At 65.4% G+C, this 12,538-nt stretch carries 10 protein-coding genes and 1 pseudogene; 9 read left to right on the top strand and 2 right to left on the bottom strand.

Annotated elements, in window-relative coordinates; genetic code table 11:
* Positions 1–641 precede the first annotated feature (641 nt).
* Positions 642–1,094 (top strand): transcriptional regulator NrdR, encoded by a 453-nt coding sequence (nrdR, locus tag Amac_RS45105; RefSeq protein ID WP_155348670.1) that lies wholly within the window; start codon positions 642–644, stop codon positions 1,092–1,094.
* Positions 1,095–1,327: 233 nt separating this feature from the next.
* The gene (locus Amac_RS45100; RefSeq protein ID WP_155360600.1) at positions 1,328–5,284 is read left to right on the top strand and encodes a vitamin B12-dependent ribonucleotide reductase; all 3,957 of its coding nucleotides are present in this window, start codon (positions 1,328–1,330) and stop codon (positions 5,282–5,284) included.
* A 27-nt stretch (positions 5,285–5,311) separates the two neighbouring features.
* On the opposite strand, the gene Amac_RS45095 is transcribed toward Amac_RS45100, so the two are convergent.
* Entirely contained in the window at positions 5,312–5,677 is a 366-nt protein-coding gene (locus tag Amac_RS45095; protein ID WP_155360599.1) for a hypothetical protein, read from the bottom strand.
* Between the two features lie 35 nt (positions 5,678–5,712).
* Here Amac_RS45095 and Amac_RS45090 point away from each other — a divergent pair, with 35 nt between their 5' ends.
* Genes Amac_RS45090 through Amac_RS45080 form a run of 3 tightly spaced genes read left to right on the top strand, consistent with a single transcriptional unit; the run spans position 5,713 to position 7,443 of the window.
* Positions 5,713–6,159: an HD domain-containing protein gene (locus Amac_RS45090; protein ID WP_218041672.1), complete on the top strand. Its 447-nt coding sequence runs from the start codon at positions 5,713–5,715 to the stop codon at positions 6,157–6,159.
* Positions 6,141–6,575, top strand: coding sequence for a type II toxin-antitoxin system VapC family toxin (locus Amac_RS45085; RefSeq protein WP_155360598.1), 435 nt, complete (start codon positions 6,141–6,143; stop codon positions 6,573–6,575). Before Amac_RS45090 ends, Amac_RS45085 begins: the two co-directional genes overlap by 19 nt.
* A gap of 58 nt (positions 6,576–6,633) precedes the next feature.
* Complete coding sequence (locus Amac_RS45080; RefSeq protein ID WP_155360597.1) at positions 6,634–7,443, top strand: MBL fold metallo-hydrolase; 810 nt, start codon at positions 6,634–6,636, stop codon at positions 7,441–7,443.
* Here the strand turns inward: Amac_RS45080 and Amac_RS45075 are convergent.
* Positions 7,412–7,846, bottom strand: coding sequence for a YbjN domain-containing protein (locus Amac_RS45075; protein ID WP_155348673.1), 435 nt, complete (start codon positions 7,844–7,846; stop codon positions 7,412–7,414). The two genes, Amac_RS45080 and Amac_RS45075, sit on opposite strands and share 32 nt — an antisense overlap.
* A 26-nt stretch (positions 7,847–7,872) precedes the next feature.
* Between Amac_RS45075 and Amac_RS45070 the strand changes: the two genes are divergently transcribed.
* From Amac_RS45070 to Amac_RS45055, 4 genes and pseudogenes are all read left to right on the top strand, one after another.
* Entirely contained in the window at positions 7,873–8,784 is a 912-nt protein-coding gene (locus tag Amac_RS45070; RefSeq protein ID WP_246269111.1) for an RNA polymerase sigma-70 factor, read from the top strand.
* Positions 8,785–8,788: 4 nt separating this feature from the next.
* Entirely contained in the window at positions 8,789–9,556 is a 768-nt protein-coding gene (locus Amac_RS45065; protein WP_155360595.1) for an SDR family oxidoreductase, read from the top strand.
* A 55-nt stretch (positions 9,557–9,611) separates the two neighbouring features.
* Positions 9,612–10,244: a class I SAM-dependent methyltransferase gene (locus Amac_RS45060; protein ID WP_246269110.1), complete on the top strand. Its 633-nt coding sequence runs from the start codon at positions 9,612–9,614 to the stop codon at positions 10,242–10,244.
* A gap of 84 nt (positions 10,245–10,328) precedes the next feature.
* Positions 10,329–12,290: pseudogene (locus tag Amac_RS45055) on the top strand (phosphocholine-specific phospholipase C); the annotation flags it as partial.
* Positions 12,291–12,538: the final 248 nt, after the last annotated feature.

Genomic DNA, 12,538 nt, shown 5'->3' with positions numbered 1-12,538 from the left:
GCGTCTCCGTGGCCGCCGCCGGACGGGGACCCCCCCGCCGGTGCAGTGAATGAGGAAGGTTGAGCTGGTCTCTGTGGACGGTCGGATGGGGGAGGGCGTGCCGGTCCCGCGGATGCGGAAGGTCCGGGCCGAGCGCGAGCGTCCCAAAGGGCGGGTGGGCGGGGAGAACCCCGGTCAGTCCCGCGAATGCGGAGAGTTCGAGTGCGAGCGTATCCGTGGACGGGGGAGCCCCGCTGGTTCCGCGCATGTGGGAGGTTCGGGCTGAGCGTGAGCGTCCGAAAGGGTGGAAGTCCGGCAAGGGTTTCCAAGGCGGTGTGGCTGACAGTGTGCTCGACACGCCCGACGTTTCGCCGTAGACGTTCCGTTGAGCTGCCGGTTCGGTCGGATCTCCGGTTGGATCGCTGTTGCCGACTTGCGATCAACCCTGGCTGCTTCTAGGTTTGGACCACAACATCTAGTGATTACACCGATGTAGTTCACCACCTATTGTGTTTCCTTGCCCGCACCACAGGACTCTGTGGGGCGTGCGTGAGCGTCCCATGACCTGGCCTGTGGCACGAGCGGTGCCAGGGCCGATGAGAGGGCCGGATCGGGGAAGCAGGGGTGACGCGGGGGAGTTGAACCGGAAGGAGGCGGGCGTTATGCATTGCCCGTTCTGCCGACATCCTGACACGCGGGTGGTCGACAGCCGTTCGACCGAGGACGGCGGCGCCATCCGGCGCAGGCGGACGTGCCCGGAATGCGGCCGCCGGTTCACGACCCAGGAGACGGTGTTGCTGATGGTGAGCAAACGCAGCGGGGTCACCGAGGCGTTCTCGCGCGACAAAGTGGTCGCCGGGGTCCGCAGAGCCTGCCAGGGACGCCCGGTCAGCGAGGACGCGCTGGCCCAGCTGGGGCAGAAGGTGGAGGAGAGCATCCGGGCCACCGGAACCGCCGAGATCCCCTCGCACGAGGTGGGCCTGGCGATCCTCGGCCCGCTCGGCGAGCTGGACGAGGTGGCGTACCTGCGGTTCGCCTCGGTCTACCGCAGCTTCGAGACCCTCGCCGACTTCGAGGCCGAGATAGAACGGCTCCGAGCCGTCGCGAACGACTGAACTTCCGCCGGGCACCGCCTCTCGCGGGCGCCCAGCGACACATTTTCAAATTACGACACACGACAACTTAAGACGCGGGCTTAAACAGAATTGGCTGATCTGGACTACAGAAACGCAATCTCGCAGGCGGCGGATTCGACTCTGCAAAGATCAAGACTTTCTGTCCAAGACAAGCGACACATTGAAGACAAACGGTTGAAACACGAGGGGCGAAGGCCCTGGAAGGGGGAGTCATGACGGAGACCGTCAACGGCACATCCACACGCGGGGGCAAGCGGACGCGCGCCAAGGGCCTGAAGATGAAGCGCATCTTCACCACGGCGGGCACCCATCCGTACGACCAGATCACGTGGGAGCGCCGTGACGTCGTCATGACGAACTGGCGGGACGGTTCGATCAACTTCGAGCAGCGCGGGGTCGAGTTCCCCGAGTTCTGGTCCGTGAACGCCGCCAACATCGTCACCACGAAGTACTTCCGCGGCGCCGTGGGCACCCCCCAACGGGAGTGGAGCCTCAAGGCCCTGGTCGACAGGGTGGTCGGGGTCTACACCCGCACCGGAATCGAGCACGGCTACTTCGCCACCGAGGAAGACGCCGAGATCTTCGACCACGAACTGAAGCACGCGCTGGTCCACCAGCTGTTCAGCTTCAACTCCCCGGTCTGGTTCAACGTCGGCACACTGTCGCCGCAGCAAGTTTCAGCGTGCTTTATCTTGGCCGTCGACGACCAGATGGAGTCTATCCTCGACTGGTACAAGGAAGAGGGCGTGATCTTCAAGGGCGGCTCCGGGTCAGGGGTCAACCTGTCCCGGATCCGGTCCTCCAAGGAGTTGCTCTCCAGCGGCGGCACCGCCAGCGGCCCGGTCTCGTTCATGCGCGGCGCCGACGCCTCGGCCGGCACCATCAAGTCCGGCGGCGCCACCCGCCGCGCCGCCAAGATGGTCGTCCTCGACGTCGACCACCCCGACATCGAGGAATTCATCGAGACCAAGGCCCGCGAAGAGGACAAGATCCGCGCCCTCCGCGACGCCGGTTTCGACATGGACCTGGGCGGCAAGGACATCGTCTCCGTGCAGTACCAGAACGCCAACAACTCGGTCCGGGTCTCCGACGAGTTCATGCGCGCCGTGGAGAACGGCGAGCAGTTCGGCCTGCGCGCCCGGCTGACCGGCGAGGTCCTGGAGAAGGTGGAGGCCCAGTCCCTCTTCCGCAAGATGGCACAGGCCGCCTGGGAATGCGCCGACCCCGGCGTGCAGTACGACGACACGATCAACGATTGGCACACTTGTCCGGAAACCGGCCGGATTACTGCATCAAATCCGTGTTCCGAATACGTCCACCTGGACAACTCCTCGTGCAACCTGGCCTCGATCAACCTGCTCAAGTTCCTCAAGGATGACGACACCTTCGACATCCCCAATTTCGTCAAGCTGACCGAGCTGATCATCACCGCGATGGACATCTCGATCACCTTCGCCGACTTCCCGACCGAGAAGATCGCCGAAACCACCCGGGCGTACCGGCAGCTCGGCATCGGCTACGCCAACCTGGGCGCGCTGCTGATGGCCACCGGCCACGCGTACGACTCCGACGGCGGCCGGGCCATCGCCGGAGCGATCACCTCGCTGATGACCGGCGCCTCCTACCGCCGCTCCGCCGAACTGGCCGGAATCGTCGGGCCGTACGACGGGTACCAGCGGAACGCCGAGCCGCACAAGCGGGTCATGCGCAAGCACTCCGCCGCCAACGACGACCTGCGCACGGTCGGCGCGATGGACCGGGCCATCCACACCGAGGCCAGCAAGCAGTGGGCCGACTGCCTCAAACTGGGCGACAAGCACGGCTACCGGAACGCGCAGGCCTCGCTACTCGCGCCCACCGGCTGCCTGACGGGCGACACCCTGATCACGACGGACCGCGGTCTCGTGCGGCTGGCGGAGATCGGCGATGTGTACGGCGACCGCTGGCAGGACCTGACCATGACGGTGTCCACGGACGAGGGACCTCGCCAGGCGACGAAGTTCTTCGTCAACGGTGAGGAGCCGACGCGGCTGATCCGCACGGCGGGCGGATACAAGATCCAGGGCACGCTGACGCACCGGGTCAAGGTCGTCGATCAGGACAGCGGCGAGTGGGTGTGGAAGCGTCTCGCCGACATCGCCGAGGGCGATGTGCTGCCGCTGCAGACTCGGACCTTGGTTGGCGAGCCGCGGCCGGTGGTGCTTCCGGTGCTCGATCAGGCGTACTACGCCGGAGATCGCGCCGTGCGGGTTCCTGACGCGGTGACGGAGGACCTGGCGGAACTGGTCGGCTACTTCATGGGCGATGGCAGCCTGCACGCCAAGGGGATCCGCCTCTGCGTCGCGGACACAGACCTCGACGTGCTCGATCGGCTGCGGATCATCTCCAAGGAACTGTTCAACCTGGAGCCGGTGGTCACCCAGCAAGAGGGGTACCACGAGGTCGTGCTTCAGTCCGTACGGCTGGCCCGCTGGTGGCAGGCCTCCGGATTCGCCAAGGATCTGCCGGGGCTTGACCACAGCGGCAAGGGGTGGACCCCTCGCGTGCCCTCGGCCATTCTCGAGACGAACGACGCCGTCATCTATGCGGCGTTCCTTCGCGGCCTGTTCGAGGCCGACGGCACCGTGCTCGAAGGCGTGCCGAGCGTCTCGACGGCTTCCGAGCCCTTCGCCGATGAGATCCGTACGCTGCTCCTTTCGCTGGGATTCGTCACCACCACCAGGAAGACGGTTTCTGGCTTCGGTGGCGACATCTTCCAGGTCCGGCTCCGCAATGTGGACCACGCGTTGAACTACGACGAGATCATCGGGTTCATCGGCGAGCGGAAAGCGAAGCTGCTGGCTCCCCTGGAGCCGGGACGGTCGGCCAAGAAGGTGCTCGACTACGCCTTCGAGACCGTGTCCGTCAATGAGGACGGCGGCGTGCAACCGACATATGACCTGTCGGTCCCGGAAAACGTCACCTACGTCGCGAACGGCATGGTGAGCCACAACACCATCGGCTTGATGATGGACTGTGACACCACCGGCATCGAGCCTGACCTGGCCTTGGTCAAGTTCAAGAAGCTGGTCGGCGGTGGCTCCATGCAGATCGTCAACCAGACGATCCCGCGGGCGCTGCGGCAGCTCGGCTACCAGCAGGAGCAGGTCGAGGCGATCGTCGAGTACATCGCCGAGAACAGCCACGTGGTGGACGCCCCCGGGCTGCGGCCGGAGCACTACGAGGTGTTCGACTGCGCGATGGGCGAGCGCGCCATCGCCCCGATGGGTCACGTCCGGATGATGGCCGCCACCCAGCCGTTCCTGTCCGGCGCCATCTCCAAGACCGTCAACCTGCCGGAATCCGCCTCGGTGGACGACATCGAGCAGGTCTATCTGGAGGGCTGGAAGCTCGGCCTGAAGGCGCTGGCCGTCTACCGCGACAACTGCAAGGTCGGCCAGCCGCTCTCGGTCGCCGGCAAGAAGGCCGACGAGGCGATAGCGGAACCCGAGGTCAAGGTCATCGAGGTCCCGCGCCCGACCCGCCGCCGCATGCCCGCCCAGCGCCCCAGCCTGACCACCCGCTTCACGGTCGGCGGCGCCAAGGGCTACATGACGGCCTCCTCCTACCCCGAGGACGGCCTCGGCGAGGTCTTCCTGAAGATGTCCAAGCAGGGCTCCACCCTGGCCGGCGTCATGGACGCCTTCTCGGTCGCGATCTCCATCGGCCTGCAGTACGGCGTTCCGCTGGAGACCTACGCCCAGAAGTTCGTCAACATGCGCTTCGAGCCCGCTGGCATGACCGACGACCCCGACGTCCGCATGGCCCAGTCCGTGATGGACTACATCTTCCGCCGCCTGGCCTTGGACTACCTGCCGTACGAGGACCGGGCCGCCCTGGGCATCTTCTCCGCCGCCGAACGCTCAGCCCAGCAACGCGGCGAAGACCCCACCACCCTGACCGACTCCGTCGACACCGCCGCCCTGGCCCAATCCGCCCCCATCGAGGAGAAGCCCACCCCACGCCCCACCGCCCTCCCCACCCCGACCCGCTCCAAGGTCGACTCTCTGGAAAGCCACCAGGGCCGCACCGCCGACGCCCCCCTCTGCATGACCTGTGGCACCAAGATGCGCCCCGCCGGCAGCTGCTACGTCTGCGAGGGCTGCGGCAGCACCAGCGGCTGCAGCTAACACCCGCGCGGAATCGCATCCGATGCATCATTCGACCTGATCGGCTGTGATTGAAAGTCCAGGTCGAATGGGGGAGCCGACTTCGGTCGGCTCCCCCTTGACGCTTTTGGCGTCAGCCGACGGTGTTGCATTTGAAGCAATCTCCAGCGTCAATCCGAAGGCCACATCACCCAGGATCGAGCTAGAAGGAACCGCGTCATAACGCAGACTCGGTCGCGCCCGGGCCAGGTCGCTAGACGCCGTTTCCAGACGATTCGGGGTGGGTGTTTCCTGCGCCGTCGGCTCGACGAAGCGACCGGTGTGATGCGCGGAGATGGGGCAGCGGGCCACTTCGAGCAGCTCTGGTCCAGAGGTGTTCCCCTCGGCGACTATCTGGAGCGATGAGACGAACATCGAGATTATGTTGCTACCGGTGGTAGCATCATGCTGTGAGTGCTCAGCCGATTGAACCGAGTCCGGAGGACAATCTCCGAGGTCATCAGCTTGCGGGCGCGCGGCTCTATCAAGAGCTGGGAAAGCGTCTTGACGCAGCTGATCTTGCCGCCGTGCTCTCGTTTCTGCACGATGTCAAGGCGTCTCCGGCATTCCAGGACAGCGTGAAGCACGTTGAGGGTTCCCCGGCCGGTCAGAGCGCGCATTCTGGACGTGGTGCCCGGGCTCGTAAGGTGAGCGTTTCCATGCCTGAGGGGCTGACTTCGGCTGTTCAGCGGCGTGTGGGGCGCGGCGAGTTCAGCCAGTACGTGACCGCCGCTGTGACCCGGCAACTGGAACTTGACCTGCTGGCTGAACTCTCCGCCTTGCTCGAAGCCGATCACGGGCCAATTCCCGAGGAGTTCCTGGCAGAAGCGGAGGCGGCGTGGCCGGACGCCGTCTAGCCACGGGTGGCACGCTCGTTCTCGACAGTGAAGGGTTGTCCAAGCTCGCGTCCGGTGATCCGCGGGTACGTGCCTACCAGGAAGTCGCGCGCAATCGCGGTGCGAGGGTCGTGGTCAGTGCGATCACCCTTACGGAAGTGCTGCGGGGTGGGGTGCGCGATGCTCTCGTGCACCGGGTGCTGGCACGAGTGGTCAAGGTGCCGGTCACCGAAGAAATCGCCCGTCGCGCCGGAGAGTTGCTCGGAGCGGCAGGGCTGTCAGGTCATCGCTGCGCGATAGACGCGGTGGTCGCCGCGACCGCGCTGGACTTGCCGCGGCCGGTCATCCTTCTCACCAGCGACCCTGATGACATGAACCAGCTCACCGAGGAACATGGCTGCGCCAAAGAGCAGCGAGTCGTTGTCATGCACGTATGACAGCAGAACCAGATCGGCGGGCCCGCCTTCGCCGTACCTGCCAGCCTAGAATCTCCGGGTGGCTGAGGCATGGTGGGTCGAGGTGGGAGAGGGGATCTGGGTTCGGCGGCATGCTGAGCTGGATCTCTCGCTGGGGCTGGTTGTCGGTGAGCGGTCCTGTCTGGTGGTGGACACCGGGGGTGATGAGGTTCAGGGGGCCGCTTTCGCGGGGGCGATCAGGGAACTGACTGAGCTGCCGTGGGTGGTGGTGCTTACGCATGCGCATTTCGATCACGCTTTCGGCACCGCGGCCTTTCCGTCGGATGAGGTGTGGGCGCATCCGGCCTGCCGCCGTGAGCTGGAGGAGACGGGTGAGCGGCAGCGGCAGGAATGGGTCACTCGCTATCGAAAAGAGAACAAGCCGGAAATAGCCGATCAAATAAGGCGTGCACGAATCGTTCTCCCCAGGTCCGCGCCGGAAGGCGACGTCGATCTGGGTGGGCGAATAGTTCGGTTCATCCATCCGGGACCCGCACACACAGGGCACGATTTGGTAATCCATGTTCCCGACGCGCACGTGCTGTTCGCGGGAGACCTGCTGGAGCAAGGCGCTCCGCCCGCGTTTGGCGACGCGTTTCCCGATGTCTGGCCGGAAGCGCTGGATCGTGTGCTCGCGCTCAAGCCCACGACCCTCGTCCCCGGCCACGGAGATCCGGTCACCGCCGACTTCGCCAGGACGCAACGGGAAGAGATCGCTCAGGTCGCGGAACTCTGCCGGTTGTTCCAGGAAGGACGAATCACCACCGAACAGGCGATCGAGAGGTCGCCGTATCCTGCGGAGTTCACGTCCGAGGCGCTCAGTCGACCTCGAAGGAGAGGCGGTCGCTGAGCCAGCGGTGGAACTTTATGGCGAAGCGGACCCAGTGGGCGACGATCGTGGTGAGGTGTTCGCGGGTGACGCCGGCGCCGATGTAGAGCTGGGCGTCGCCGATGACGCGGATGATGCCGTTGTCGGGGGTGAAGGCGTAGACCTTCGGCCACATGGTGTCGGTGTTCCACTCGTTCAGGGCGGTCAGCAGCAGAGGCTTCTCGTCGATCGAGTAGTGCCGGTCGTAGAAGGTGCGAATGGTAAAGAGGTCACCTTCCGCGCCGAACAGGAAAAAGACCGTGAGCGCGTCGGTGGAGATGGCGAGGTCGCCGTCTGAGTCGAAAGTGAACTCGATATCGAGCTCGTTGAGAATCTCGATGATCAGTTCCTGGTCGGGCTGGACCACGGCCGGGGATGGGCTCACCCCTCCATCCTGACAGACTGAGGCTCGTGTTTGACGACCCTGGCGCGGAGTTCGAGGAACACCGGTCGAGAATGTTCGCCTTGGCCTACCGGATGCTGGGGTCCGCGACCGAGGCGGAGGACGTCGTTCAGGACGCTTACCTGCGATGGAACGGTGCGACGCGAGAGGCGATCCAGGCGCCGGGGGCATGGCTGGCCCGAGTGGTCACCAACATGTGTCTCAACCGTCTCACTTCCGCGCGTGCCCGCCGCGAGCACTATGTCGGCCCATGGCTGCCGGAACCCATCCTCACCGACCCGGATCCGCCCGCCGAAACCGCCCTCCTCCGCGAATCGGTGTCGATGGCCTTCCTCCTCCTGCTGGAACGGCTGACGCCCGCGGAACGCGCCGTCTTCGTGCTGCGCGAAGCCTTCTCGTACGGCTACCGCGACATCTCCGCTGTGCTCGACCTGTCGGAGGCCAACTGCCGCCAGCTCCACGGCCGAGCCCAGCGCCGGTTGGGGGAACGGCGCAGGTTCGAGGCCCCGGCGGCGCGGCGGCGGTCGATCGTGGAACGGTTCCTGACGGCCGCCAACGATGGCGATCTGGCCGCGCTGGAGCGGGTGCTGGCGGCCGACGTGACGGCCTGGTCGGACGGGGGCGGGCAGGTGAGCGCGGCCCTGCGGGCGGTGCTCGGACCCGCCAAGGTCGCGCGCTACGTGGCCGGCGTGACAGGAAAGGCCTCCGTCCACGCCGAACTGACCTTTGCCGAGGTCAACGGTGAGCCAGGGTTGGTTGCGAGGGCCGGGGGAAGGGTTGTCTTAGTGGCAGCGTTCGAAACGGACGGAGAGCGGATCTTCGTTCTGCGTTCGGTCCTCAATCCCGACAAACTCCGGTATGTCGCACGGCAACTGAATTCCCAGAACCTGTCACATCCCGGGCGGCTGACCGGTTCTTAGGGTCATGAACGAATCGATACTTGTCACCGGTGGCACCGGCGCCCTCGGGCGTGAGGTGGTCGATCGGCTGAAGGACGGGACTCGCGAGGTGCGGGTGCTGAGCCGCAAGCCGGGGGCGTACCAGGGGAATCTGACCACGGGCGAGGGTGTGGCCGAGGCCGTGGCGGGGGTGGGTACGATCCTGCACCTGGCCAGCGATCCGAGGACCAAGGGCGCGGATCTCGAAAGCACCCGCCATCTGATCGAGACGGCGGCGCCGGGGACGCATCTGGTCTACATCTCGATCGTGGGGGTCGATCGGCATCCGTTCTGGTATTACCAGGAGAAGTACCAGGTCGAGCAGATGATCGAGGCGTCCGGGCTGCCGTACACGATCTTGCGGGCCACGCAGTTCCATGATTTCGCGCGGTTCCTGATCCAGGGGATGACGCGGATGGCGGTGGCGCCGGTTCCGGCGGGGTGGAGCGTGCAGCCGGTCGACACCGGTGAGGTGGCTGATCGGCTGGTCGAGCTGGCGCTGGGGGCGCCGGCGGGGCGCGTGCCTGATATGGGCGGGCCTGAGGTGCTTCCGCTGCGGGAGATGGTCAACATCTATCTGCGGGCTTCGGGGCGGAGGCGGATCCTGGTTCCCATCTGGGTGCCGGGGAAGACGGCCGCCGCCTATCGCGCGGGGATACACCTGGCGCCGGAGCACAAGACCGGGAAGATCACGTTCGCGGAGTTCCTGGCGGCCACGGTGAAGCCCGGCGGGCCGACGAAGGGCTACGGGTGATGTTCCTCGGGGAGGAGCAGCCGGGTGGCTTCGCCGATGGAAATTTCAAGTCGGCTTGAACTATCAGCCTGAAGGCATGGAAATGAGGCAACTACGTTCATGGGCCGTCGAAGGCCCTGTCAGTTCACCTTTCGCTTTCCCGGAGGGCCGTCGAGGGCGCTGGGCGGGGCGGGTGATGAGTCTCACCAATCCGCAGCGGGAGATCGCCGCTCTGGTCGCGAATGGTCGCGATGACCGCGTGCTCGAAGTGGGCTACGGGCCTGGGAGGCTTGTCGCGCTGCTCGCTCGTGCCGGAACTGTCTACGGTGTGGATCCTTCGCCTGAAATGCGGATCCTGGCCACTGCTCGCAATCGCAGGAAGTCCAGGGCTGGGCGTGTGGATCTCCGTCTTGGTACGGCTGACGCGACCGGCTTCCCTGATGACTACTTCGACGCGGTGGTCAGCGTGAACAATGTCGCGCTCTGGCCTGATCTGGAGGCGGGGTTGCGGGAACTCGACCGGGTTCTCAAGCCGGGCGGGCAGCTGGTGATCGCCTGGCATGGCGGGACTCGGCCGTCTTGGATAACTCGCCGTCTGCGGCTGCCCGAACCCATGCTGTTCCGCCTTTATGACGCTCTGAGCAGCTTGTTCAGCAAGGTGGATCGTCACGAGCTTCGCGGGTCGACCGTTTTCCGTGCGACTCGCTGAAGTTAGGTGAAGATGGGGCTTTGTCCTGACAAATGCCGTCGCTAAGCTGCTTCTTGATCAGCGCTTACTACGGCAAGGAAGTCCCCCATGCAGTTGTCGGACAGTATCGCGCGTGCCGCCGCCATAGCCCCCGACACCCGTACCGGAACTCTTCAGGATGTTGAGCACATTGTTGTGCTGATGCAGGAGAACCGATCTTTTGATCAGTATTTTGGGGTGCTTCGCGGGGTTCGGGGGTTTGGCGATCCTCGGCCGGTCGTGCTGCCGAGTGGGAAGCCGGTCTGGTATCAGTCCGACGGTACGCGGGACGTGCTGCCCTTCCGGCCTGAGGGGAGGCCGCTCGGCGGGAAGTTCCTGGAGGATCTGGACCATGAGTGGAACAGCGGGCACGAAGCGTTCAACCAGGGGAAATACGATCGGTGGATCCCGGCGAAGACTGCGGGGACGATGGCGTATCTCACGCGTGAGGACATTCCCTTCCATTACGCGCTGGCCGATGCGTTCACCTTGTGCGACGCGTTCCACTGCTCGGTGCTCGGGCCTACCGACCCGAACCGTTTCTACATGTGGACTGGTCATACGGGGAACGATGGAGCTGGTCGCGGGCCGGTGTTGCGGAACGATCAGCTTGGCTACGGGTGGACGACCTATCCCGAGCGGCTGGAGAGGGCCGGGATCTCGTGGAAGATTTATCAGGACATCGGGGACGGGCTGGACGCGGCGGGTAACTGGGGCTGGACCGACCATGCGCCCTATATCGGCAACTACGGCAGCAACAGCCTGTTGTTCTTCAACTCCTTTCGGGACGCGCGGCCTGGTGATCCGCTCTACGAGAAGGCGCGTACTGGGACCAATGCCAAGGGCGGGGATGGGCTGTTCGACATATTCAAGGCGGATGTGGTCAGCGGGCGGCTGCCTCAGGTCTCGTGGCTGGCCGCGCCGGAGGCGTACAGCGAGCATCCGAACTGGCCGGCGAACTACGGCGCCTGGTATATCGCGCAGACGCTGGACGCGCTGACGGCCAACCCGGAGGTGTGGAGCAAGACCGTGCTGCTCGTCACGTACGACGAGAACGACGGGTTCTTCGATCATGTCGTTCCGCCTTACCCGGCGGGGTCTCCCGAGCAGGGGGGTTCCACGGTGGATGTCACCGGTGAGATCTATACGGGGGGCGGGGACTTCCTGAACGGGCCCTACGGTCTGGGTCAGCGGGTTCCGATGATCGTGGTGTCGCCGTGGAGCAAGGGCGGCTGGGTGTGTTCCGAGGTGTTCGATCTGACGTCGATCATCCGGTTCATGGAGGCGCGTTTCGGGGTGTACGAGCCGGGCATCTCGCCGTGGCGGCGTGCCGTGTGCGGCGACCTCACCTCGGCGTTCGACTTCACCCGGGCCGACGCGGTGCCCGTGGCGCTCCCCGACACCAGTGGCATGGCCCCACGGGACCGGAAACGCCACCCCGATCACGTGACGCCGCTGCCCGCCGATCCCGCGTTGCCCAAGCAGGAGCCAGGGTTACGCCCCGCCCGCGCGCTTCCCTACGATCTGCGCGTCGAGGGACGGACTTCCGATGACGGCTCCTTCGTGATCGAGTTCGAGAACCGAGGCGAGGCGGGAGCGACGTTCTACGTGACAGGCGAAGGCGGCCCATGGACGTATACCGTCGAATCCGGCAAGACACTCACGAGCGCGTGGCCTCAGGTTGACCTGTCGGTCTACGGGCCCAACGGATTCCTGCGCACCTTCGGAGGGACTCCGGGTCAGGCCGAGGTCAGCGTCCACTGCGACGAGACGCTCGAAATCACCCTCACGAACGGCGACACCCCCTGCGCGCTCACGATCATCGACACCTACGGCGTCGCGACCCCAGCAACATACCCGCTGAAGCCAGGCGCCAGCATCACGCACACGACGCCGCTCGCCACAACCCACGGTTGGTACGACCTGACGGTCACATCGGACACCGATCCGACCTTCGTCCGCCGCGTGGCCGGACACATGGAAAACGGCCAGCCGAGCATGAGCGACCCCGGAATCATCACCGAATGAAAGTGGCGCGAACACCCGCAGCGCATGCACTCATCGGACGAGCCCCGACTTGGGCCGTGCTTATGCCGGGACCGGGATTTCGTCCCCCTCCCGAGCTTGCGGTATAGCTCCCACCCACCCAGCCCGTTTGTTTCCTCTCGGGCTCCGCCCGGCCCCGCGATCGCGGTGGTTGCCGGGACGAAACGACAGCTGTGGGTGTCGTGGTTCTCCCACCCACCCAGCCCGTTTGTTTCCCCTCGGGCTCCGCC

The organism is Acrocarpospora macrocephala, assembly GCF_009687865.1.
GTDB lineage: Bacteria > Actinomycetota > Actinomycetes > Streptosporangiales > Streptosporangiaceae > Acrocarpospora > Acrocarpospora macrocephala.
Note: the sequence above shows the minus strand (reverse complement) of the source record. Positions and strands in the feature narration are given on the sequence as shown.

Bases quoted from the DNA above. Each gene is read 5' to 3' on its own strand.
- nrdR (WP_155348670.1), top strand. From the start codon at position 642: ATGCATTGCCCGTTCTGCCGACATCCTGACACGCGGGTGGTCGACAGC.
- Amac_RS45095 (WP_155360599.1), bottom strand. From the start codon at position 5,677: ATGTTCGTCTCATCGCTCCAGATAGTCGCCGAGGGGAACACCTCTGGA.
- Amac_RS45065 (WP_155360595.1), top strand. From the start codon at position 8,789: ATGAACGAATCGATACTTGTCACCGGTGGCACCGGCGCCCTCGGGCGT.
- Amac_RS45100 (WP_155360600.1), top strand. From the start codon at position 1,328: ATGACGGAGACCGTCAACGGCACATCCACACGCGGGGGCAAGCGGACG.